Source organism: Streptomyces sp. ISL-66, from assembly GCF_018614135.1.
Lineage (GTDB): Bacteria > Actinomycetota > Actinomycetes > Streptomycetales > Streptomycetaceae > Streptomyces.
Map to the genome: position 1 here is coordinate 1 of NZ_JAGGOW010000117.1, position 22788 is coordinate 22788.

22 protein-coding genes and 2 pseudogenes are annotated in these 22788 nt (G+C 71.5%); 13 read left to right on the top strand and 11 right to left on the bottom strand.

Annotated features, from left to right (window positions below; translation table 11 throughout):
• Positions 1-557 precede the first annotated feature (557 nt).
• On the top strand, positions 558-1091 hold the full coding sequence (locus J7E97_RS37075) for a hypothetical protein (RefSeq protein WP_374224209.1): 534 nt from the start codon (positions 558-560) through the stop codon (positions 1089-1091).
• 45 nt (positions 1092-1136) lie between these two features.
• Positions 1137-1844 carry an alpha/beta fold hydrolase gene (locus J7E97_RS37080; RefSeq protein ID WP_374224210.1) on the top strand — a complete coding sequence of 236 codons (708 nt, stop codon included), beginning with the start codon at positions 1137-1139 and terminating at the stop codon, positions 1842-1844.
• On the opposite strand, the gene J7E97_RS22255 is transcribed toward J7E97_RS37080, so the two are convergent.
• Both J7E97_RS22255 and J7E97_RS22260 read right to left on the bottom strand, forming a co-directional pair.
• On the bottom strand, positions 1804-3084 hold the full coding sequence (locus tag J7E97_RS22255; protein WP_308346659.1) for a CHAP domain-containing protein: 1281 nt from the start codon (positions 3082-3084) through the stop codon (positions 1804-1806). The genes J7E97_RS37080 and J7E97_RS22255 overlap by 41 nt on opposite strands.
• Positions 3085-3165: 81 nt before the next feature.
• Positions 3166-6276: a BTAD domain-containing putative transcriptional regulator gene (locus J7E97_RS22260; protein WP_215030122.1), complete on the bottom strand. Its 3111-nt coding sequence runs from the start codon at positions 6274-6276 to the stop codon at positions 3166-3168.
• A 213-nt stretch (positions 6277-6489) separates the two neighbouring features.
• On the opposite strand from J7E97_RS22260, the gene J7E97_RS22265 reads away from it, so the two are divergent.
• Positions 6490-7149, top strand: a complete 660-nt coding sequence (locus J7E97_RS22265) for a hypothetical protein (RefSeq protein WP_215030125.1) — start codon at positions 6490-6492, stop codon at positions 7147-7149.
• Between the two features lie 107 nt (positions 7150-7256).
• Here J7E97_RS22265 and J7E97_RS36080 read toward each other — a convergent pair whose 3' ends face one another.
• Positions 7257-7637: a hypothetical protein gene (locus tag J7E97_RS36080; protein WP_251054979.1), complete on the bottom strand. Its 381-nt coding sequence runs from the start codon at positions 7635-7637 to the stop codon at positions 7257-7259.
• On the opposite strand from J7E97_RS36080, the gene J7E97_RS36085 reads away from it, so the two are divergent.
• The 5 genes and pseudogenes from J7E97_RS36085 to J7E97_RS22285 form a co-directional block, all read left to right on the top strand.
• Positions 7542-7745, top strand: coding sequence for a hypothetical protein (locus J7E97_RS36085; RefSeq protein WP_251054968.1), 204 nt, complete (start codon positions 7542-7544; stop codon positions 7743-7745). The genes J7E97_RS36080 and J7E97_RS36085 overlap by 96 nt on opposite strands.
• Complete coding sequence (locus tag J7E97_RS36090; RefSeq protein WP_251054958.1) at positions 7660-8175, top strand: sensor histidine kinase; 516 nt, start codon at positions 7660-7662, stop codon at positions 8173-8175. Before J7E97_RS36085 ends, J7E97_RS36090 begins: the two co-directional genes overlap by 86 nt.
• 79 nt (positions 8176-8254) lie before the next feature.
• The gene (locus J7E97_RS22275; RefSeq protein ID WP_308346661.1) at positions 8255-10612 is read left to right on the top strand and encodes a phosphoketolase family protein; all 2358 of its coding nucleotides are present in this window, start codon (positions 8255-8257) and stop codon (positions 10610-10612) included.
• A gap of 206 nt (positions 10613-10818) precedes the next feature.
• On the top strand, positions 10819-11298 hold the full coding sequence (locus J7E97_RS22280; protein WP_251054959.1) for a hypothetical protein: 480 nt from the start codon (positions 10819-10821) through the stop codon (positions 11296-11298).
• 159 nt (positions 11299-11457) lie between these two features.
• A pseudogene (locus J7E97_RS22285) lies at positions 11458-12429 on the top strand (FAD-dependent oxidoreductase); the annotation flags it as partial.
• Positions 12430-12435: 6 nt separating this feature from the next.
• Here J7E97_RS22285 and J7E97_RS22290 read toward each other — a convergent pair.
• Positions 12436-13335: an NAD-dependent protein deacetylase gene (locus J7E97_RS22290; RefSeq protein ID WP_215030128.1), complete on the bottom strand. Its 900-nt coding sequence runs from the start codon at positions 13333-13335 to the stop codon at positions 12436-12438.
• A 380-nt stretch (positions 13336-13715) separates the two neighbouring features.
• Between J7E97_RS22290 and J7E97_RS36095 the strand changes: the two are divergent.
• Both J7E97_RS36095 and J7E97_RS36100 read left to right on the top strand, forming a co-directional pair.
• Positions 13716-14048 (top strand): annotated as a pseudogene (locus J7E97_RS36095) (carbohydrate binding domain-containing protein); the annotation flags it as partial.
• A gap of 90 nt (positions 14049-14138) precedes the next feature.
• Positions 14139-15227 (top strand): chitinase, encoded by a 1089-nt coding sequence (locus tag J7E97_RS36100; protein ID WP_374224213.1) that lies wholly within the window; start codon positions 14139-14141, stop codon positions 15225-15227.
• Between the two features lie 27 nt (positions 15228-15254).
• Here the strand turns inward: J7E97_RS36100 and J7E97_RS22300 are convergent, their stop codons facing one another.
• Genes J7E97_RS22300 through J7E97_RS22310 form a run of 3 tightly spaced genes read right to left on the bottom strand, consistent with a single transcriptional unit; the run spans position 15255 to position 17894 of the window.
• Positions 15255-16283 carry an NAD(P)/FAD-dependent oxidoreductase gene (locus J7E97_RS22300; protein WP_215030131.1) on the bottom strand — a complete coding sequence of 343 codons (1029 nt, stop codon included), beginning with the start codon at positions 16281-16283 and terminating at the stop codon, positions 15255-15257.
• On the bottom strand, positions 16280-16816 hold the full coding sequence (locus J7E97_RS22305; protein WP_215030134.1) for an isoprenylcysteine carboxyl methyltransferase family protein: 537 nt from the start codon (positions 16814-16816) through the stop codon (positions 16280-16282). Before J7E97_RS22305 ends, J7E97_RS22300 begins: the two co-directional genes overlap by 4 nt.
• Before the next feature lie 7 nt (positions 16817-16823).
• Complete coding sequence (locus J7E97_RS22310) at positions 16824-17894, bottom strand: type III polyketide synthase (protein ID WP_215030136.1); 1071 nt, start codon at positions 17892-17894, stop codon at positions 16824-16826.
• 79 nt (positions 17895-17973) lie between these two features.
• Here J7E97_RS22310 and J7E97_RS22315 point away from each other — a divergent pair, with 79 nt between their 5' ends.
• On the top strand, positions 17974-18882 hold the full coding sequence (locus J7E97_RS22315) for a UbiA family prenyltransferase (RefSeq protein WP_308346666.1): 909 nt from the start codon (positions 17974-17976) through the stop codon (positions 18880-18882).
• A gap of 30 nt (positions 18883-18912) precedes the next feature.
• On the opposite strand, the gene J7E97_RS22320 is transcribed toward J7E97_RS22315, so the two are convergent.
• Positions 18913-19788: an oxygenase MpaB family protein gene (locus tag J7E97_RS22320; RefSeq protein WP_215030138.1), complete on the bottom strand. Its 876-nt coding sequence runs from the start codon at positions 19786-19788 to the stop codon at positions 18913-18915.
• An 84-nt stretch (positions 19789-19872) separates the two neighbouring features.
• Positions 19873-20286, bottom strand: coding sequence for an arsenate reductase ArsC (locus J7E97_RS22325; protein WP_215030140.1), 414 nt, complete (start codon positions 20284-20286; stop codon positions 19873-19875).
• A gap of 124 nt (positions 20287-20410) precedes the next feature.
• Here J7E97_RS22325 and J7E97_RS22330 point away from each other — a divergent pair, with 124 nt between their 5' ends.
• The gene (locus tag J7E97_RS22330) at positions 20411-20719 is read left to right on the top strand and encodes a helix-turn-helix transcriptional regulator (protein WP_215030142.1); all 309 of its coding nucleotides are present in this window, start codon (positions 20411-20413) and stop codon (positions 20717-20719) included.
• Positions 20716-21804 (top strand): ACR3 family arsenite efflux transporter, encoded by a 1089-nt coding sequence (gene arsB / locus J7E97_RS22335; RefSeq protein ID WP_215030144.1) that lies wholly within the window; start codon positions 20716-20718, stop codon positions 21802-21804. The genes J7E97_RS22330 and arsB overlap by 4 nt, the downstream gene beginning before the upstream one ends.
• A 57-nt stretch (positions 21805-21861) precedes the next feature.
• Here arsB and J7E97_RS22340 read toward each other — a convergent pair whose 3' ends face one another.
• Together J7E97_RS22340 and J7E97_RS22345 are read right to left on the bottom strand one after the other, a co-directional pair.
• Positions 21862-22356 carry a GNAT family N-acetyltransferase gene (locus J7E97_RS22340; RefSeq protein ID WP_215030146.1) on the bottom strand — a complete coding sequence of 165 codons (495 nt, stop codon included), beginning with the start codon at positions 22354-22356 and terminating at the stop codon, positions 21862-21864.
• Positions 22353-22718 (bottom strand): helix-turn-helix transcriptional regulator, encoded by a 366-nt coding sequence (locus J7E97_RS22345; protein WP_215030149.1) that lies wholly within the window; start codon positions 22716-22718, stop codon positions 22353-22355. Before J7E97_RS22345 ends, J7E97_RS22340 begins: the two co-directional genes overlap by 4 nt.
• Positions 22719-22788 lie beyond the last annotated feature (70 nt).

The window sequence follows — 22788 nt, forward strand, 5'->3', positions numbered from 1 at the left end:
TTCAGCCGGGAGAGCACTTCAAGGTTCCCGTGACGTTCAACGCGGTGTGCTGGAGGCATGAAGGGTGCTGACCTGGGGTGCGTGTGGTCCCACTGCTGTGGGTTTGACGAGCTGATCGCGCCGTACACGGTTGGCTCGGGAGAGACCCTCGATCCGCGCACGGACTGGGCGGCGCGCTGGACGGCAACCTGGCGGGTCGACGGAAGCGAGGTCGTCAGTCCTGCACGTGATCTGGCCGCCTTCCCCTGGAATCGCGCCCGGCCTGTTCGCGCGTTCTCCTGGTGTCCGGGACAGCGGCATCGGCCCGGGCTGGCGTTCATAGGGTCGACTGGGCGCGTGCACGGCCTGGCCCGGACGGCAACGGCTGGACTTTGCGGCAGCTTCCCGGCCGAGCCCTGTCGTCTTCGAGACCAGGGCAACTCATCGACCTCGAAAACGCCGTCGACTGTCACCAACACCGGCCCGGCGAGGCCGAGGAGATGCGTCGCCCGACACGGGCGGCGACCGGGGGCTACGTTGTCGCCCGTTCCGCGACACCGATGACGGAGGATCGCCGCGTGCCGACCCGTTTAGCTGAGGACGCCGGCAAGCGAGTGGTGTGGGGGGTATCCCTCGTCCTGATCGCGGTCACCGCGCTCCTCGGGGGAGCGCCCGGGGCCGCCACGGCGACAACCCTCGCCGCGCCACCGGGTCCCGTCCTGTCCTGGGGGCCCTGCGAGCGAGCGGACGCCGCCGGCCCGGCGGACGGGTTCGAGTGCGCGACCGCCCGAGTACCCCTGGATTACCGTCAGCCCACCGAGCGTACGATCCCGCTCGCGGTCACCCAGCGGCTCGCGGCCGACCAGGCCCACCGCACCGGTGTCCTTGTGCTGCACCCCGGCGGACCGGGCAACTCCGGCGTGGACTTCGCCCGTAACAGCCACGACGCGCTCCCCGCCTCCCTCCGTGGCTCCTTCGACGTCGTGGGGTACGACATGCGCGGCGTGGCGCGCAGTGGACAGGTGGAGTGCTGGAACGACAAGGAGCACTCCGCCGCCGATGCCGCGCGGGGCGTGCCCGGGCCCGGAGCTCTGCAAGGCGCCGTCCGGTAGGGTCTCGACTTCGCGGCCGCCTGTCAGGAACGCTCCGGAGACCTGGTGCCGTTCATCGGCACCGCGTCGAACGCCAAGGACATCGAGCTGCTGCGGCAGGCCCTCGGCGAGGAGACGCTCTCCTTCTACGGCCGTTGCTTCGGCAGCTACGTCGGCACCGTCTACGCGGCGCAGTTCCCCCGGCGCGTCCGCGCCATGGTCCTGGACGGGGCCTACGATCCGCGTCGCTATGTGCCGTACGCCTACGACGCCGGGCAGTTCGTCGCTCTGGACGGGGCGGTCGGCCGGTTCCTGGACTGGTGCGCGCAGAAATGCCGTCACCTGCGGATTCGGCGAAGGCCGGCCGCGGCAGGCCTTCGAAGACCTCAAGCGGGCGCTGGACGCCGACCCCGTCATCACCGTGAGCGGACGCCCGGCCACCGGCTACACGCTCGCCTACCGGCTGATGTTCAACATCAACGCGGGCAAGGAGATCTGGCCCTGCCTGGGACAGGCCCTGCGGGCGGCCCAGGCACACCAGGGTTCGTTCCTGCTGTCACCGCCCTCCCCCTGGCCGTGGAGTGCGCCGACCGTGTCTACCCGGCCAGCTACCTGCTCCTGGGCACGCTGGTCAGTGCCCACGTCGCGGAGTGGCCCGCACTGCGGCGGGACCATCGCCCGGGGAGCGGCACCCCCGGAGTGGGTGCCGCTCGGCGGTGGGGCGCGAGCCCGGCTACTGGAGGGTGTAGACCCGGCGGAGGCCGTTGTCGCTGATCGCGGAGATGGAACCCGGGTCGACGGTCTGGGACATGACCGTGCCTTCGGCCCAGCCGTTGCCGCCGTCGAACTCGCGGAGGCGGCCCTGGGAGTCGACGGCGTAGATCAGCCGGACGCCGTTGTGGATTACCGCCGAGACGGTGCTGACCGTCGTGGCCGACACCTGGGAGTTGGACCAGCCCGCTCCCCCGTTGACCTCGTACACCCTCCCGTTCTGGACGGTGTAGAGCATCCGGGTGCCGCTTCTGTTCACCGCCGACACCGCGGTCACCTGGCTGGTCGAGGGCAGCGGGGAGTCCGACCAGCCCGCGCCGCCGTTCACCTCGTGGACGACTCCGTTCTCGACGACGTACACGAGCCGGACGCCGTTGAGGCTGATCGCCGAGACCGCCGTGACGGGCGCGGTAGTGGGTATGAGGCCCATGGCCCAGCCGTTGCCGCCGTCCAGTTCGTACAGACGGCCGTCGCGGATGACGTACACCAGCCGGACGCCGTTGTGTTCCATCGCGCTGACCGCGCTGATGTCCCCGCCGGTGGGAATGTACCCGTCACCCCAGCCGGTGGCGGCGCTGCGCTCATGGAGCTGGCCGTTCTGGATCGAGTACACGGTGCGGTATTCGTTGAACATCATCGCGCTGACCGCAGACGTCGAAGCCCCGGCCACGGTCCCGTCTTGCCAGCCCGAGGACAGGCCGCTCACCTCGTGCAGACCTGCGCCCAGACCCACGGGGGCGATGTACGCGCTCGCGTGCTGTCCTCCCGCGTTGGTCCCTTGGCGCCAGTTCCAGCTGGTCCGCTGAATGGTGTTGCTCTCGTTGCCGCCAACCGTGGTGACCGTGTCGCCCGAGACGGCGACGACGACGTTGACGTGGTCCGCGTAGGTGCCGTCGCTGTTGAGGTTGTAGACGACCGCGTCACCGACGTTCGGTGTCTGGTCGACGGTGTTGTGCCGCACGCCGTACTGGTAGAAGTCCTTCGCGCTGATGCCGAGGCCGCCCAGATCGGTCACGCCGGCCTGCCGCCAGACCCAGGTGGCGAACACCGCGCACCAGCCTCCGCCGGGGCAGTCTCCGTAGTACGAGCAGCTGTGCGGCTGATTCGCCTCCTGGTTGGCGACGCGGGCGATGTCCCCGGTGGTGGCCGCTTGGGCGGCCGGGGCTGCCGTCAGTGCCGTGGCGAGCAAGGCCAGCATGCCAAGCACTATGGTGAACAGGCGGTTCAGCAGGGGTGGTTTCACGAGCTACTCCTCCATCGGACAGGGCGCTTCGGGCGCTGGTGGAGAGACTCTCGTGGGGCGCTGTAGAACCACTGCAAGAACTCAGGAAGAGCGGGGGGCGCGGGCAGCGGTCCGTGCGGACAGCTCTGCGTACTCACGCGCGCCGAACTCGGCGAATACCAGTAGAGCTTGTTCGCGGCACCGAGCCGCCGCAGCGTGGTCGCCGGTGGCCTCGTGTACGTCGGCCAGGTCTCGCCGGGCGCGGGCGCAGAAGAGCGGCAGGTCCAGACCCTCCCAGATCCGGAAGGCCGCCATGAGGTGCCGTTCGGCCGCAATGAAGTCGCCGTCGGCCAGAGCCAGTTCGCCGAGCGTGCGCAGCACCAGCCCCTCGCCGAGCGGGTCTCGGTGGTCGACGCATTCCCGCAGGGCCGCTGCCAGGATGCCCCCGGCGCTCCGGGTCTCGCCGAGCCGAATGCGCGCCTTGACCAGCGCCTGGTCGGCATATGCGGCCATGAGCCGGTCGTCGAGCCGGCGGAACATGATGCCGGCCTCGGCGCAGAGGTCGGAGGCCGTGCGGTAGTCCCCGGCGGCCCGGTACACCAGGCCGCGCGTGCGCAGGGCAAGCGCCTCCCCTCGTACGCTGCCGATCCGCCGGTAGGCCGCGAGGGACTCGGCGAGCAGTCCGTGGGCCGCGGGGTAAGCCCCCTCCTCCAGGTAGACGGAAGCCGCCAGGCGGGCCGTGTGCCCGATTGCCGCGTGGCCACCGAGATCCTTGAACGTGTGCAGGGCCCGGGTCAGTTGATCGCGTGCGACGGCGAACCGTGCGCGTTCCCTGTTCACGGAACCGAGACCGGACAGCACCGCGGCCACGCCGCGGGTGTCGCCGGCGGATTCGAGGAGAGGCAGGGCGTGGTGGAAGTGCCGCTCGGCGTCGGTGTACCGGTCCTCCTCGTAACGGAGTTGCCCAAGGCCCGTCAGGACGCCGGCTTCCGCCGCGTGGTTTCCCGCCTGGCGGGCAGCGGCAAGGGCCGTGGCGTGCACACGGTCCCACTGCTCGAAGCGGTTGCCGACGGCGTACGCGGAGGCGGCGAGCGCGGTGGCCAGTTGGCAGGCGGCCGTGTCCAGTCCGAGTGCCGCGGCCTGATCCACTGCGGCCACCAGCGCCCGTTCCTCCACCGCGAACCAGGCCAGCGGGTTGGCGGTCGCCGCGGCGGCCGCCTGCTGGAACACGGGCGGGAACACCTTACGGGTGGTCGGGGGAGGTACGGCTCCCGAGGGCTGGGCGGCCGCGGCACGCCCGACGAGCGCCAGCCACCCGTCGAGTACACGGCTCATGGCGGCGGATCGTTCCGGCATCGTCTGGGTCCCCTCGGCCTGTTCACAGGCGTAGAGGCGCAGGAGGTCGTGGAGCCGGTAGCGGGGTGGCTGCACCGGGGTGCCGTAGCCGGTGCCCCTGAGCTGGAGGGCGCTGTGAGCGGTTGCGTCGGCGTAATGTCCGAAAGATTCCAGGAGCTGGGAGTCCACGAGGCGTTCGCAGACCTCCTCGGCGACCCGTTCCGGTACGTCCAGCAGGAGGGCGAGCACCCATCCGGCGAAGTCCGGCACGCCGAGGAGGCCCAGGCGGGCGAAGGCCGTACGGGCTTCGGGGTCGAGGGCGCGAAAGCTGAGGTGGAAGCAGGAGCGGACCTCAAGGTCACCGGCCCGCAGTTCGTCCAGGCGTCGTCGTTCGTCGGCCAGCCGGTCCACCAGGGCCGCGAGCCCCCAGTGGCTGCGGGTGGCGAGCCGAGCCCCGGCGATGCGGACGGCCAGCGGCAGGTTCCCGCACAGCCGGACCACCTCGGCAGCGGCGCCCGGCTCCTCGGCGACCCGGTCCGTACCGGCGGTGCGCGCCAATAGTTCCACGGCGGCGGAATCGGAGAGCACACCGAGCTCGATCCGGTTCGGTCCGACGAGTCCCGCCAGCCGGTTCCTGCTGGTGATCACCACTCCGCAGTCGGGGTTTCCGGGCAGCAGCGGTCTGATCTGGGCCTCGTCAACCGCGTCGTCCAGCACGAGCAGCATCTGCCGGCCGCCCAGCTCGCTGCGCAGTCGGGCGGTCCGGGCCTCGAGCCCCTCGGGTATCGCGGCATCCGGCGTGCCGAGGGCGCGCAGGAAACCGCCGATGGCCTCACCGGGCGGGACGGACGGCCCCAGGGTCCCGCGCAGGTCCACGTACATCTGGCCGTCCGGGTAGGCGCGGGCCAGCCGGTGTGCGGCGTGGACCGCGAGTGCGGACTTCCCCACTCCGCCGCTGCCGGACACCAGCCACACGGGTTCGGCGGCGTTCAGCCCTCCGACAAGTGCGGCAAGCTCCCGATCCCGGCCCACGAAACCACGAACGGCCGGGGGCAGTTGGGCTGGAGCCGGTAGGGCCGGAGCCGGTTGGGGAATCCCTGCCGGTGCGGACTCCGGTGGTGGTGGCGACACGGTGCGGGGGTCCGCGGTATCGGGCTCGCCGCGCACGATCAGCTCGTACAGGCGCCGTAGTTCCGGGCCGGGGTCGACCCCCAGCTCGTCGGCGAGTAGCCGACGCCCCTCGTGATAGACCTCGAGGGCCTCAGACTGCCGGCCGGTCCGGTAGAGGGCACTGATGAGCTGGGCCCGGAACCGCTCTCGCAGGGGCGCCTCGGCAACCAGCGAAGAGAGTTCGCCAATGAGGTCGCCTGCCCGTCCGAGGGCCAGGTCGGCGGCGGTCCGTGCTTCCAGGGCCGTCAGCCGCAACTCGGCCAGGTGCTGCGCCTCGCCCCGCAGCGCCCCGCCCGTCCCGTCCAGCGCGGTGCCGCGCCACAGGTTCAGCGCCTCGCGGAGCAGGCCGGCGGCGCGTACCGGGTCTCCGGACGCGAGCGCGTCCCGGCCCTGCCCGGCGCGTTCCTCGAACAGCGCGATGTCCAGACGATCGGCGGGTACGTGGAGAGCGTAGCCCGGAGGGCGGGTCTCCAGGAGCCCGTTCACTCTCAGCGCGCGGCGCAGCGAGGAGACGTACGTCTGGACGAGCGCCCGCGCGGTGGACGGCGGCTCCTCGCTCCACACCTGGTCGACGAGGCGGTCCACGGACACGACACGCCCTCGTGCCAGCATCAGGGCGGCGAGCAGGGTCCGCGGCTTAGGCCCGCCCAACGCCAAGGACTTTCCCTCACGGACCACTTCGACCGGTCCGAGCAGTCGGAACTCCATCGCTTCCCCCGAGTGTGACGATGCCGGGCGCAGTCTACGGTCGGCTCCGGCCGCGATCACAGAGTTCTGGCCCACGTGCGCGAGAGCTGGCCCGCAGGAGAGCGCGCCGATCTCGGGGACGGCGGGCCGCCGCTGTCTCGGCAGCCCGTCCCAGAGGTGTGCTACGTCATGGCAAAGTGATCACGTTGGACTGTCTGTGGTGGGGGGAGACACGTGAAGCAGCAACTTAGGTCGGTGGCGGTGGCGACGATGGTCGCGGCAGCGCTGGCTGGCTGTGGCGGTAGTGGAGAAAGTGGAAGCCCGCCGATGAACGGCCCGGGTCAGGCCTCCGTTCCGTCAGAGCGCTACCGGTTGCAGTTGCCTGGGGCGGTACTCAACGGGACCTTCACGGGGTCCGATCATTCCGAGCCCGATCAGAACATCGCGTCGATGCTCTCCGGCCAGATCGACAACGGCATCTCCGCATTCGCCGCCTATCAGCCGACCGACCGAAAGTCGCAGACATCCGGGCCTGTGCTGGCGGTGACTGGGGTGTACGGAACCGTGCTCAGCCCGGTCACGGCTCGCGACGAGTTTCTTAAGATCCTTGACCGCCGACACACCTTCCCCACGCAGTCCACCGTGATCATCGGTCCCCGTACGATCATCCCCAAGGGCTCCTCGGAGCCCGTCTCATGTCGGATCGTTCAAGAGACCGATGAATTTGGAACGACCTGGGGCCCGGACTGCTCCTGGGCGGACGGATCGGCCGTTGTCGACGTAACCCAGAGCGTGGACTTCACCAAACAACGCCCAGCCGAATTCGACCTTGAGGCCTTCGCGGCCAAGACCGCGACCATCCGCAATGAGGTCCGCGCCCCTATGGCGCCATAGCCGTTCGAGCCTTGTCGAACCGAGCCGGTGCCTCAGCCCCCTGCAGTCCTCACGGGGCGGTTCCGATTCTGAGCATCGCAGTTGTCCATCCGGGCCAAGTATCGCGCTCAGTCACAGCCGCCTGCGCGGCGGCCGTCGCGGGGACATGGGTGTTCGCCGGACTGCGCAACCTGGAAAACGGCTCCATGCCGACGGTCCTGGCTCAGGCGGTGGTCTTCCCGGCGATCTCCTGCCTCGTCGGGCGTGGGGCCGCGAGACTCGCCGAACGCAACAGGCAACTCGCCGAACTGGCCTCTCAATTGCGCAGGGAGCAGGAGGCGCGTGCCCAGCAGGCGGTCACCGAGGAACGGGTCCGCATCGCGCGCGAGCTGCACGACGTCGTCGCCCACCACATGTCCGTGATCTCCCTCCAGGCGGGCGTGGGGGCCTACGTGTTCGAACGCCGATCCGGCGACGAGCAGGCAGGCGCTGGACACCATCGCGGTCACGAGTCGGGAGGCGCTGGAGGAGATGCGACGCCTTCTCGTCCTGCTGCGCGTCGGCCCGGAGGGGCGAGCGGGGCACACGGCGACCCTGGACGAGGACTGCGTGGGTGACGCCCCCGCCCCCGGAGTCGATCGCCTGCCGGAGCTGACCCGACGTGTCACAGCCGCGGGAGTGCCCGTCACGCTCGAGATCACTGGAGAGCGTTCTCAGCTCAGCCCCGGCATGGACCTGTGCGTCTACCGGGTGGTCCAGGAGGCACTGACCAACGTACTCAAGCACGCGGGCCCGGCAAAGGCCGTCGTCAGCTTGGCCTTTGCCGATCAGGCCGTCACGGTTCGCATCAAGGACGACGGGAACCAGCCGTACGCTCCCGAGGCGGGCGCTCCCTCCGGCCACGGGCTGATCGGGATGAGGGAGCGCGCGCGGATCTACCACGGGACGGTCACCACGGGCCCTCTCGCTCTCGGCGGGTTCGAGGTCCGTCTCGTTCTTCCGACGCAGGCCGGCACCGAACACCACGGAACCGGCGCCGCCCCGTAACGCCTCCGGCGGGTTCAGCCGGGGTGACCGGGGCAGGCGCGAGGGTGTCCAGTCCGTTCCGACGATTCGGAGCAGCGCCGTGACCTCCTCCGCACAGCGCCGGCACAAGGGCCGCAGCCCCTACGCGAGGGCCGCCGACTACGTGGCCCTGGCCCTGATCTTCCTCCGGGACAACGTCCTGCTGACGGAGCCGCTGCGCCCGGAACACATCAAGCCGCGGCTGCTGGGCCACTGGGGCACCTGCCCGGGCATCACCACGGTGTACGCGGCCCTCAACACCCTGATCCGGGAACGCGGCGCCGACGTCCTGCTGGTCACCGGGCCGGGGCACGGCGCGCCCGCCCTCCACGCCAACCTCTGGCTGGAGGGCACCCACGAGGACCACGACCCCGCCCTGGCCAGGACCGGCTCCGGCCTGCGGGAGCTGGCGCGCCGCTACTGCGCCCCGGACGGCTTCCCGAGCCACCTCTCCCCGTCGGTGCCGGGCGTCCTCCACGAGGGCGGAGAACTGGGATACGCCCTGGCCACGGCGTTCGGCGCGGCCCTGGACGCCCCCGACCGGATCGTCGCCTGCATCGTCGGCGACGGTGAGGCGGAGGCCGGCCCCACGGCAGGGGCCTGGCACTCGAACAAGTACCTCGACCCGGTGACCGGGGGAGCGGTCCTGCCCGTCCTGCACCTCAACGGCTTCAAGATCTCCTCGCCGACGGTCTTCGCGACGATGTCGGACGAGGAACTGAACGCCCTCTTCCGGGGCTACGGCTGGGACCCGCGCATCGTGGACGTCACCGGCGACGCGACGGGAAATCCCATGGACGCCGCCGTCCTGGACGCGCACGACGTCATCCGCGACCTCCAGGGCCGGGCCCGCACGGGTGACCGGCCGGTCCGCCCGGCCTGGCCCATGATCGTATTGCGGAGCCTCAAGGGCCAGGGAGCACCGGCCGAGGTCGAGGGCACGGCGATCGAGGGGACCTTTCACGCCCACCAGGTGCCCCTGCCGGACGTGCGCGAGGACCCCGTACAGCTGCGGGCCCTGGAGGACTGGCTGCTCTCCTACCGGCCCCGCGAGCTGTTCGACGCGGAGGGACGGCCCGCGGCGGAGGTCCTCGCCGGACTCCCGGAGGGAGACGCACGCCTCGGAGCCCAGCCCGCCGCCAACGGCGGAAAGCTGCGCCGGCCGCTCGACCTGCCGCCGCTCGAACCCCACGCCGTCGAGGTCGGCCAGGGCCCCGGGTCGGCTACGGCGAGCCCCACCCGCGTCCTCGGCGGCTGGCTGGCCGACCTCATGCGGAGCACTGCCGTCCGCCGTGACTTCCGCATCGTCTCGCCGGACGAGCTGGCCTCGAACAAGCTCGACGCCGTCCTGGCCACCAGCGGCCGCGCGTACGTCTGGCCCGTCGAGGAGTACTCGGAGGACCTGACCCGCTCCGGCCGGGTGATGGAGATGCTGTCCGAGCACAACTGCCAGGGCTGGCTCCAGGGCTATCTGCTCACCGGACGGCACGGTCTCTTCCCCACCTACGAGGCCTTCGCGGCCATCGTGGACAGCATGGCCAACCAGCACGCCAAGTGGCTGAAGATGTCCCGCGAAGTCCCCTGGCGCACCCCGGTGAGCAGCCTCACGTACCTCCTGAGCAGCGAGGGCTGGCGCCAGGAGCACAACGGATACAGCCACCAGGGCCCGGGATTCATCAACAACTTGCTGAACAGGAAGTCCACCGTCACCGGCGTTTACCTGCCGCCCGACGCCAACACCCTCCTGGTCGTCATGGAACGCCTGCTGGAGGAGACCGGCAAGATCAACGCCGTGGTCGCGGGGAAACACGACGCCCCCCAGTGGCTCGGCCTCGATGCCGCCCGAGCCCACTGCCGGGCCGGCGCGTCCGTGTGGGAATGGGCGAGCGGCAACGGCGGCGAGGACCCGGAAGTCGTCCTCGCCTGCGCCGGAGGAATCCCCACGGTCGAGTCGCTGGCCGCCGCCGACCTCCTGCGGCGCGACCTGCCCGAAGCCCGGATCCGCTTCGTCAACGTCGTCGACCTCTGCGCACTGGCGCCCCCGGGCCGCCATCCCCACGGAATGCCGGAGGATGCGTTCCGCGGCCTGTTCGGCGACACGGCTCCGGTCGTCTTCGACTTCCACGGCTACCCCTCCGCCGTCCACCAGCTGCTCCACGGACGCCCGCACCCCGACCGGTTCCACGTCCGCGGGTACGTCGAGGAGGGCACCACGACCACCCCGTACGACCTGCTCGCACTCAACGGAACCACCCGCCACGACCTCGCCCTCACCGTGCTCAAGCACCTCGGGACGCACGCCGGCAGGTCCGCCCGGCTCGCCGACCGCTACGCGGACCACCGCGACCGGCTCCTGCGGGAACTGCGCAGCACCGGCGTGGACCCGGCGGAGATCACCGAATGGCGGTGGACGGCATGACCGGCGAGGTTCTCGTTCCGCATGGTCACGGGCGCCGCGGGCGGCCCGCTCCCACGCGTCGTGGATGACCGTTCTCAGCGGGCCGGCCGCCTTCCATCCGGTGGAGATTTCGTGAAACGGCGCGTGCCTCGTCCCTGGGTGGCGGAACGTACCGGGTACGTCCCGGACGAACCGGGTCAATGGCATCCGACCACCAGGAGATGCGGATGAAGCGCTTGAAGAAGCGGTTACGCACACCACAGCTGATGGGCGTCGGCGTGATGGCGCTGTTGCTCGGTCTGGTTGTTTCCCCCACCGCCCAGGCGGCGCCGGTCGCGGCCGCTGCCGCCGCGGAGTGCACCGGCAGCTGGGACGGCAAAACGTACTGGGCCCACAGTCGGGCGACGGGGCGCAGCGGGGGCGGCTACGCGCGCACGTACTGGAACGGCTCGACCAAGAAGAACTGCGTGAAGTTCTGGTCCAGCCCCTACGACGGCCTCGCCTCACACATCACCCTGGCGATCTTCGACGAGAGCGGCGACTACTCCATCGACCCGCCGAAGGAGCACCCCGCCAACTACCACTACTACGCGGGGCCGCTGTACACCTGGTTCGACTCCACGGGGCAGTGCATCAGCGTGAGCGGCTCGCTGGTCCGGGGCGGAGTGACCTACGACCTGGAAACCGGGCCGATCCGGTGCGGCTGATCCGGCGCTGCTGAACCCAGGGGTCGGCAGCGTCCCGGCCCCGACGCACGGCGGGCCCGACACCTCGGGCAGCTCGTCGACCGGCCTGCCGGTCGACGAGGTCCGCCGGAGCCCGCTGCACGCGCGTGCCGTCGAACAGCGTGACGGGCGCTCCGGGGTCTGGCGGGCGGACTCACGCTGGCCCGCGTCCTCCACGTCCGCGGAATCCCGGTCACGGTCTACGAGGCGGAGTCCTCCCCGTCGGCGCGCACGCAGGGCGGGATGCTCGACATCCACGACTACAACGGTCAGCTCGCCCTCGAGACAGCCGGCCTGATGGACGAGTTCCATGCCATCGTCCTCGAAGGCCGCCAGGCGATGCGGGTCCTCGACCGGGACGGAACGGTCCTGCTCGACAAGGCCGACGACGGCACGGGCGGACGCCCCGAGGTGCAGCGAAGTGAGCTGCGCCGGATCCTCCTCGACTCGCTCCCGGCCGGCACTGTCCGGTGGGGGCGCAAGGTCACCAGCACCCGCGCCCTCGGCGAGGGCCGCCACGAGGTGACGTTCGCCGAGGGCGGCACCCTGGTCACCAGCCTGCTGGTCGGCGCGGACGGCGCCTGGTCACGGGTCCGGCCGCTGCTCTCCGCCGCCACACCCGAGTACGCCGGCACGTCGTTCGTCGAGACGTACCTGTTCCACGCCGACACCCGGCACCCTGCCGCCGCGAAGGCGGTCGGCGGCGGCATGCTGATCGCGCCCGCGCCGGGCAGGGAGATCTTCGCCCACCGGGAAAGCGGCGACACCTTGCACACCTACGTAGCACTGGCCAGGCCGCAGGAATGGTTCGACGCCATCGATTTCACCGATCCGGCAGCGGCCCGCGCGTGCATCGCGAGGGAGTTCGACGGCTGGGCGCCGGAACTCACGGCCCTGATCACTGACGGCGACACCGGGCCGGTCCTGCGTCCCCACTACGCTCTGCCGACCGGGCACCGGTGGGACCGGGTGCCGGGGGCGACCCTGATCGGCGACGCCGCCCACCTCGCGGCCCCCAACGGCGAAGGCGCCAACCTCGCCATGCTCGACGGCGCGGAACTCGCCAAGGCCCTCGCGGCGCACCCTGACGACATCGAGGCCGCACTCACCGAGCCCGATTCAGGTCGCTGTCGGGCCGTCGACGGGAATGTGCAGTCCTGCGGCCAGGGTGGTGAGGGTCATCCCCAGGGGGAGGGCGACCCGCGTGAGGGCGTGCTGGTCGCCGCGGGTCGGGTCCTGGTTGACGATCAGAACGGGCTTTCCGGCGCGGGCTGCCTGGCGGACGAACCGGAGACCGGACATCACGGTGAGCGAAGACCCCAGCACCAACAGCGATGTGGCCTCCCCGACCAGCTCGCGGCAGTGCTCGACCCGCGGCGGCGGAACGGATTCGCCGAAGAACACCACATCGGGTTTGAGGACGCCGCCGCACTCCGCGCAGGGCGCCACCGAGAAGTCCTGAACCTGCTCGTCGGTGAGGTCGGCGTCGCCGTCGGGGTTCAGTCCCGCGGCTACCGGCTCGAATCCCGCATTGGCCTCCTCCAGCCGCCGGGCGAGATCGCGGCGCGCGCTGGAAGCGCCGCAGGAAAGGCAGACGACCCGGTCCAGACCTCCGTGGAGTTCCACCACGCCCTCGCTGCCGGCCCTCTGGTGCAGGCCGTCGACGTTCTGGGTGATCACACCCGAGAGCAGGCCGTGCCGACCGAACGCCGCCACCGCCCGGTGCCCGGCGTTCGGCAGGGCCCGGCCGAACGTACACCAGCCGAGATGGCTGCGCGCCCAGTACCGGCGCCGGGCCCGGTCGCTTGCGGTGAACTCCTGGTAGGTCATCGGGGTGTGCCGGCTCAGGCTCCCGCCCTTGCCCCGGTAGTCGGGAATCCCGGACTCCGTGGAGATGCCCGCCCCGCTGAGGATCAGGACACCGCCGACCCTCAGCGCATCGGCCAACGGCTCCGGATCGGCGGTGCCGGGTCGCAGGTCCTCGGTGGGGGTCCAGCTCAGAGTGGGGCGCATGCGCATGCCGCCAGCGTACGGAACGGGCCGGGCACGTGTTATTGGTCCAGACCTATTGACCCGCCACGCCGGCCCTCCTACGATCCGGTCCGGCACAGCCCCACATGTCCCCACCTCACCCGAGCCGGGCGTCACGCCCCCACGCGCCGATATGTCCCTGGCGCTCGGCGGGAAGGGAGCACAGCATGTTCCGGATGTCCCGCATGTTCCGTCGGAGGTCACGTACTCCACGTCCCTCGGGTCCCGTTCGCCCTTGCTCGGATGCCGGCCGTCTCGAAGGCGACCGGGCACCGCACGTGAACCGGTCCACCCGCGCCAAGCGCGGACCGACCGTCTTGAACCGCTACCTCGCCGGGCTGAGCGCCGCTGCCGTCATCGGTGCGGGCATGGCCGTGGTCGGCTCCGTCACGGCCGGGGCTGCCACCACCAACCTGGTGGCCAACCCCGGATTCGAGAGCGGACTCTCCAGCTGGAGCTGCTCCAGCGGCTCCGGCGCGGCCGTCAGCAGTCCGGTCCACTCCGGTGCCTCCGCGCTCAAGTCCTCGCCGAGCGGCCAGGACAACGCCCAGTGCACCCAGACCATCAGCGTGCAGCCCAACTCCCCGTACACGCTGACGGCATACGTCCAAGGCAGCTACGTCTACCTGGGCGCCACCGGCGCCGGCCTCACCGGTGCCCCGTCCACCTGGACACCGAACAGCTCGTCGTACGGCCAGCTCAGCGTCGGCTTCACCACCGGGCCGAACACCACCTCGGTGACCGTCTACCTGCACGGTTGGTACGGCCAGCCCGCGTACTACGCGGACGACGTGTCGCTCGTCGGCCCGGGCGGCGGCACCCCCACGCCGACCGCCACTCCACCGACGACCACTCCACCGACGACCGCCCCGCCGACGACCGCCCCGCCCACTACCACCCCGCCCACCACCACCCCGCCGGACGCGACCTGCCCCACGAAGCCCAAGCCGTCGGGCAAGGTCCTCCAGGGATACTGGGAGAACTGGGACGGCGCGGTGAACGGCGTTCACCCCGGCATGGGCTGGATCCCCATCACGGACAGCCGGATCGCCGCGCACGGCTACAACGTCATCAACGCCGCCTTCCCGGTGATCCTCTCGGACGGCACCGTCCTGTGGCAGGACGGCATGGACTCCAACGTCAAGGTCGCGACCCCCGCTGAGATGTGCCGGGCCAAGGCGGCCGGGGCGACGATCCTGATGTCGATCGGCGGCGCCACCGCGGGCATCGACCTGAACTCCAGTACGGTCGCCGACCGGTTCGTGGCGACCGTCGTCCCGATCCTCAAGAAGTACAACTTCGACGGAATCGACATCGACATCGAGACCGGCCTGTCGGGAAGCGGCAACATCAACACGCTGTCCGCCTCCCAGGCCAACCTGGTGCGCATCATCGACGGCGTGCTGGCCCAGATGCCCGCGGGCTTCGGCCTGACGATGGCCCCCGAGACCGCGTACGTCACCGGCGGAAGCGTCACCTACGGGTCGATCTGGGGCGCCTACCTGCCGGTCATCAAGAAGTACGCCGACAACGGTCGACTGTGGTGGCTGAACATGCAGTACTACAACGGCAGCATGTACGGCTGCTCCGGCGACTCCTACGAGGCCGGCACCGTGCAGGGCTTCACCGCGCAGACCACGTGCCTGCACAACGGCCTGACCATCCAGGGCACCACGATCAAGGTGCCCTACGACAAGCAGGTGCCCGGCCTGCCGGCCCAGCCCGGCGCGGGCGGTGGCCACATGGCGCCGAGCCTGGTCGGCCAGTCGTGGAACGCGTTCGGCGGTTCGCTGAAGGGCCTCATGACCTGGTCGGTCAACTGGGACGGCTCAAAGGGCTGGACCTTCGGAGAGAACGTCAAGGCCCTACAGGGCCGTTGACGACCCTTCAGTACAGGCGACGGCCCGTCACGCCAGCAGGTTCACGGCGTGCTGGAACAAACCGGGGAAGCGGGCCGCGGCGGGGGTGATCAGGGGCGCCAGCCGGGGCTGGTTCCGGGCCCACAACAGGGACTTGGTCAGCAGCCTGTAGTTGCGGGAGAGCCGGCGCCACGCGCGTTCGTAGGCCTGCGGCCGGCCTTCGCGCAGGCAGCGCACCAGTTCGGCGGCGGCCGTCAGGGCGAGCGCGAGGCCCTCGCCCGTCAGGGCGTCGACGTACCCGGCGGCGTCGCCCACGAACAGGACCCGCCCGGCCACCCGGGAGCGGGCCTGTTGGCGGAGGGGACCCGCGCCGCGGACCGGCGTCCGGGCCGCCGTGGCGAGCCGGGACGCCAACAGCGGGAAGCGGGCCAGCTGGGCGTCGTACGGGAGCTGGTCGCACGTCAGGACGGCGATCCCGACCTGGCGCGGCCCCAGCGGAGTGACGTACGCCTCGCAGCCGGCCGACCAGTGCACCTCCACCAGGTCGCTCCACGGCTCGACGCAGTAGTGGCGCCGCAGTCCGTACCGCGCCGGTCGGCGCCCGGCGGTCGGCCGCTCGTCCAGGCCGAGCGCGCGCCGGATCGGCGAGTGCAGTCCGTCCGCTGCCGCGAGGTAGCGGGCGGCCATCCCGTCCGCCGTGACGTACTCGTCGTACTGGCTCACCCTGCGAACGCGGCGGGGGAGGACCGGGATGCCGAGCTGGGCGGCCCGGGCGGCGAGCGCCTCGTGCAGCAGGGTGCGGCGCGCGCCGAGGCCGTGGCCCGCCCGGAACACGGCTTCGGCGCGCCGTTCGCCGGCGGCGTCCACGTAGCTGATGCCGCGCAGGGGCCGGCCCGGTACCTCGACGCCCAGGGCGCCCAAGGCCCGTACGGCGCCCGGCATCAGGCCCTCGCCGCAGGCCTTGTCGATGGGGGAGGGGCGCGGTTCGGCGACCACGACGTCGAGCCCGGCGAGCGCTCCGTGGATCGCCGTGGCCAGGCCCGCCGGGCCGCCGCCGACGACGAGGAGGTCGATCACCGGGCCGCGCCGGGGGCGGGGAGGGGGCGTGCGGGCGCCAGCGCGTCGTCCTCGCAGCGGATGCGTACGGTCAGCAGGGCGGCGTTCAACAGGGAGAAGCCCACGGCGGTCACCCAGGCGGTGTGCACCAGGGGAAGGGCCATGCCCTCGAGGGCGACCGCCAGGTAGTTGGGGTGGCGCAGGTACCGGTAGGGGCCGCGGGTGATCAGCGCAAGGCCGGGGACGATCAGCACGCGGGTGTTCCAGCGGGGGCCGAGGGCGCTGATGCACCACCACCGCAGGCCCTGGGAGGCCAGCACCAGGACCAGGGCGGGCCAGCCGAGCAGGGGCAGGAAGGGCCGGTCGGCCGCCCAGGGCTCCACGAGACAGCCGAGCAGCAGGGCCGTGTGCAGGGCGACCATCGCCGGGTAGTGCCCGGCCCCGTGTTCGAAGCCGCCCCGGGCCCGGCTCCAGGCACCGTTGCGGCGCGCCACGGCGAGTTCCGCGAACCGTTCGGCGATGACCAGCAGGACCAGCACGGTGTACGGAGTCATGGAGCAGTCACCAGTCCAGCAGCACGAGTTCGGAGGAGAAGCCCGGCCCGAAGGCGATCATCAGGCCGGTCGACCCCGAGGGCGGCGCCGCGGCGCGGGTGTCGCGCAGGATCTGCAGCACCGAGGCGGAGGACAGGTTTCCCGTGGCGGCCAGCGCACGGCGGGAGGGGGCCAGGGCGGAGTCCGGCAGGCCGAGCTCGTCGGCGAGCGCGTCCAGGATCTTCGGGCCGCCAGGATGGCAGATCCACGCCGCGACGTCCCGGGGCTTGAGGTCGTGAGCGGCGAGGAAGGACTCGATCTCCTCCGCCACGTGCAGCCTGACGAGCTCGGGGACCTCCCGGCCGAGAACCATGCGGAAGCCCCAGTCGCCGACGTCCCAGCCCAGCAGGTGTCCGGTCCCCGGGTAGAGGCGGCTGCGCGTGGCCGCGACCACCGGTCCGGACGAACAGGCCCCGTGCGCTGTTGCGCGAGCGCGGTCGTCGCCGACCGCCACCAGCGCGGCGGCCCCGTCCCCGAACAGGCTTCCCGCCACCAGATTCGCCATCGAGGTGTCCGCGGGCTGCAAGGTGAGCGAGCACAGTTCGGTGGACAGCAGGAGCGCCGTACAGCCCGGCCGGCCGGTGAGGAAGTCGTGCACCCGGGCCAGCCCGGCCGCACCGGCGGAGCAGCCGAGCCCGAACATCGGTACCCGCTTGACGTCGGGCCGCAGGCCGACCTGCGCGGCCAGGCGGGCCTCCAGGGAAGGCGCCGCGATGCCGGTCACGGTCGTCGAGACGACCAGGTCGATCTCCTGCGCCCGCACTCCCGCCTCGTCCAGTGCCCGCTCGACCGCTTCCGCACCCAGGGCGACGGCGAGTTCGACGAACAGGCGGTTGGTGTGGCCGAAGCCGCCGAGCTCGCGGTACCGGTCCAGGGGAAGGGCGAGGTGACGTGTCTCCACCTGGGCCGCGCCGTGCAGCCGGCGCAGGAGCGCGCTGTCGGCCCCGGACGGCAGACAGGAAGCGAGGACGTCGGTGATCTCCTGCTGCGTGTAGCGGTGTGGCGGGAACGCCGTGCTCACCGCGAGGACCCGTGTCATTGCTCCAACATAGGGACAGCGGGGCGTCGGCACGCTGAACACGGCCGCCACGGGCGCGGCGGACGCATAGCGTGGTGCGGTGCCCGCCACCACCGACGAAGGAACCACCGCGCCGACCGCGCACGCAGGGCCGACGACGGCCCGGCGGCCCGCCCTCGCGAGCTTCCTGGGGCTCCTGAAGGCCAGTCACCCCGTGCCCGCCGCCGCGGTCACCCTCCTCACGGCCCTGCTGGCGGCCGCCGTAGGGCTGGGGCCGGTGGCCGGGACCACAGCGGCGGCCGCGGTCGCCGCGGGCCAGCTTTCGATCGGCTGGTGCAACGACCGGCTGGACATGCGGCGCGACGCGGCCGCCGGGCGCCGCGACAAGCCGCTCGCCACGGGGGAGGTAGGGCCCGGTGCGGTGGCCGCGGCCTCCTGCACGGCCCTGCTCGCCTGCGTCCCGCTGTCGCTGGCCTGCGGCGCACGGGCCGGCTGGGTGCACATCGCCTGTGTCGCCGCGGCCTGGTCCTACAACCTGTGGCTGAAGCACACTCCCGCCTCCTGGCTGCCGTACACCGTCGCCTTCGGACTGCTGCCCGCCTTCCTGACCCTGACCTCGCCGTCGGCCGCCTGGCCGCCGATGTGGCTCACCGCCGCAGCGGCTCTGCTGGGGACCGGCGCCCACTTCGCCAACGCCCTGCCCGACCTCGACGAGGACATCGCGGGCGGCGTACTGGGACTCCCGCAGATGCTGGGGCGACGCGCGTCCATCGCGCTGGCAGCCGGCCTCGCCTTCGCCTCCTGCGCGGTGGTGACCCTCGGCCCGGCCGGCCCGGTGCCTCCCGTCGGCCGGTTGCTGCTGGGCGTGACACTGGCCCTGTGCCTGGCGGCGCCGGCCGCACCGCCCGTCCTCGCACGCGGCCGGTTGCCCTTCCTGATCATCCTGGTCCTGGCCGGAGCCGACGCCGTGCTCCTGGTCCTGGCCGGCCGCGCCCTGCCCCTCGGCTGAGCGCGTTCTCCGGACCTCCGGGGAACCGGCTCAGCGCGCCGGCCGCGGGGGCGGGGCCATCGCCCACCGGATCGTCCGCGTCAGGGCGTGCCCGGACAGGCGTACGCAGGTTGCCCTCGGGCCCCTCGCGGGGCGCAGGCCGAGAAGGCCGGGAGCCCACGGCGGCAGCAGGTCGATCGCGTTCGCGGCGAGCAGTGCGTACGGGGCGCGGGCGGCCCTGGGCAGCGGCGGGTGGCGGAGGATGAAACGGGCCGCGTCGAGGGCCTCGGGCGTGGCCCGCAGCTCCGGCCGGTATTGCGTCAACAGGGCTGTCAGCGCCGCCCGGTCACGGGGCGGGTCCACCACGCCGAGGGCCGCAGCCACCAGCGCGGTGTCCGCGACGTAGCCGTCACAGCCCGCCGCGTCCAACGGGTGCGCGCCGAAGCGCTGGTGCGCCCGCAGGAAGCTGTCGACCTCGGCCGCGTGCACCCATCCCAGCAGGTGGGGATCGGCCGCGTGGTACGGCTCGCCCGCCGCGGTGGTGCCCCGTATCCCTTCGTGGACCGTCCGGACCCGGTCGACGGCGTCCTGCGCGTCCTGCGCGGTGCCGTAGGTGGTGACGGCCAGGAAGGTGCTGGTGCGCTGGAGCCTGCCCCACGGGTCGCCACGGAAGCCGGAGTGCCCCGCGACGGCGGCCATGGCGAGCGGGTGCAAGGACTGGAGCAGGAGTGCGCTCAAGCCCCCGATGAACATCGAGGCGTCGCCGTGCACCCTGCGGATGGGCCGCTCGGCGCCGAACCAGCGGGGGCCGGGCGTGTCGTGGATGCGCGCGCGGTTGGCGGGCCCCGACGGGCCGGCCACCCGGCTGAACAGCATCGAGCCCAGCCCCTCCCGCACCTTCCGGCCTCCGGACGCAGGCATGTCCATGCTGGTGTCCTACCCGCCGTGCGCTCCGCTCATCGCTCCGAGCGGGTCCGTGTGAGACGGCTCGCTGCGGCGGCGAGCCGAGTCCTATGCGGCGGGCTGCGGGGCGATCTCGGCGATCAGGCCCTCGATGAGAATCTTGATCTCGTCGCGGATGGGGCGGACCGACTCGAGGCCCTGGCCGGCCTCGTCTTCGAGCTTCCAGTCGAGGTAGCGCTTGCCGGGGAAGACGGGGCAGGTGTCACCGCAGCCCATGGTGATGCAGACGTCGGAGGCCTTGACCGCGTCGACGGTGAGGATCTTGGGCGTCTCGGCGGACATGTCGATGCCGATCTCGCGCATGGCCTCGACCGCGGCCGGGTTGACGGAGTCGGCGGGGGCGGAGCCTGCGGAGCGGACCTCGACGCGGTCCCCGGCCAGGTGCGTCAGCCAGGCGGCGGCCATCTGCGAGCGGCCGGCGTTGTGGACGCAGACGAACAGGACGGAGGGCTTCTTGGACACGGCAGGCCTCTTCTCGGGACTTCTCAGGTTTGCGCGACTTCTCACGACAGACAGACGGGCATCAGTCGCCGGTGACATCGCCACCCGATGGTGTCAGTCACCACTGATGTGAAAGTATCAGTCCATGATGACGTCAGTCGACACTGAACTGATCCGAGTCCTGGCAGACCCCCTCAGGCTTCAGATCGTGACCCTGCTCTCCCGCGAGACGCTCTGCGCCACGCACCTCGTGGAGGAGACCGGTGCCAAGCAGACCAACCTCTCCAACCACCTGAAGGTGCTCAGAGAGGCCGGGCTCGTGGACACCGAGCCGTGCGGCCGCTTCGTCTACTACAAGCTGCGCCCGGACGTCATCGCCCAGCTCGCCGGCCGGTTCGCCGACCTGGCCGCCTCCGCTCGCACCGCCGCCGAGAACAAGAGGGCCTGTCCGTGACCCCCACCCGAGCTGCCGCCGTTCAGGACTCCTCGGTCGTCGCGAAGCTCTCCACCCTCGACCGCTTCCTCGCGGTCTGGATCCTCCTCGCCATGGGCCTGGGGCTCGGGCTCGGCCGCCTGATCCCCGGTCTCAACGACGCCCTCGCGAAGGTGGAGATCGGCGGGATCTCCCTGCCGATCGCCGTCGGCCTGCTGGTCATGATGTACCCGGTCCTGGCGAAGGTCCGCTACGACAAGCTCGACGCGGTCACCGGCGACCGCAGACTGATGATCTCCTCGCTGGTCATCAACTGGCTCCTCGGCCCCGCGCTCATGTTCGCCCTGGCCTGGATCTTCCTGCCGGACCTGCCCGAGTACCGGACCGGCCTGATCATCGTCGGCCTCGCACGCTGCATCGCCATGGTCATCATCTGGAACGACCTCGCCTGCGGCGACCGCGAGGCCGCCGCCGTCCTGGTCGCCCTCAACTCCGTCTTCCAGGTCGTCGCGTTCGGCGTCCTGGGATGGTTCTACCTCGACCTGCTGCCCGGCTGGCTCGGCCTCGGCGACGGCGAGCACCTCGACATCTCCATGGGGAAGATCGCCCTCAACGTGGTCATCTTCCTCGGAGTCCCCCTGCTGGCGGGGTTCCTGACCCGCCGTATCGCCGAGGGGAAGCTGGGCCGCGAGACCTACGAGGCGAAGTTCCTGCCGCGGATCGGCCCCTGGGCGCTGTACGGCCTGCTCTTCACGATCGTCATTCTCTTCGCGCTCCAGGGCAGGACCATCACCTCCCAGCCGCTCGATGTCGCCCGCATCGCGCTCCCGCTCCTCGTGTACTTCGCGGTGATGTGGTTCGGCGCCTTCCTCCTCGGCAAGGCCATCGGTCTCGCTTACGACCGCACCGTCACCCTCGCGTTCACCGCGGCGGGCAACAACTTCGAGCTGGCCATCGCGGTCGCCATCGCCACCTTCGGCGTCACGTCCGGCCAGGCCCTCTCCGGCGTCGTCGGCCCCCTCATCGAGGTCCCCGTCCTCGTCGCGCTCGTGTACGTGGCGCTGGCCTGGCGAGCGAAGTTCACGGAGCGGCACATCACCTCGTGACACGTCGCGCTGGCGTGCCGGTGATCGGCGGCGGCCGGTCCGGGCCGGGGGCGGACCTCACATCACGCGGGGGCTGCGGCGCTCCAGCAGGACCACGTCCCGCCAGGCGCCGTGGTGGCGGCCGATGCGCTCACGGGTCCCGATGATCCGGAAGCCGGCCCGCGCGTGGATGGCGAGGCTGGCGGCGTTCTCGGGGAAGACGCCGGACTGGATCGTCCAGATCCCCGCCGCCTCGGTCGACTCCACCAGGGCGGCCAGGAGCCGCCCGGCGACGCCGCGGCCCCGGGCGGCGGGGTGGACGTAGACGGAGTGCTCGACGACTCCGGCGTAGGCGCAACGGTCCGATACGCGGGTGACGGCGACCCAGCCGAGTACCGTGCCGTCGGTGTCGAGTGCGGCGAAGCGGTGCTCGGGCAGCTTCGCCGCGTCGAACTCCGCCCAGGTGGGGGCGGTGGTCTCGAACGTGGCGTTGCCCTCGTCGATGCCGGCCTGGTAGATCGCCAGCACCTCGTCCGCGTGCGCGCCGTCCAGTGGCGCGATGGTCAGGGTCACGCCGTGGCCGCGCGGGTGAGGAGCCGGCCCATGGCGGCGAGGACGGCGGGCTCGACGCGGTAGTAGACCCAGGTGCCGCGCCGCTCCGAGGAGAGCAGCCCGGCGTCCTTGAGCTTCTTCAGGTGGTGGGACACCGTGGGCTGGGAGACGCCCACGTCAGAGATGTCGCACACGCACGCCTCGCCGCCCTCGTGGGACGCGACGGCGGAGAACAGCCGCAGGCGTACCGGGTCGCCCAGGGCCTTGAACATGACCGCGGTCCGTTCGGCTTCTTCGGCCGTCAGCGGGCGCTCGGACAGGGGCGGGCAGCACGGGGCCACGGCCTGCGGCTCCAGCAGCGGCAACACCTTCGTAGGGGACATGCCCCCATCATCCTTCGAAATTCGACAGATGTCTATGTTGACGTTTATCGATTCAGGGTGTCACTCTGGA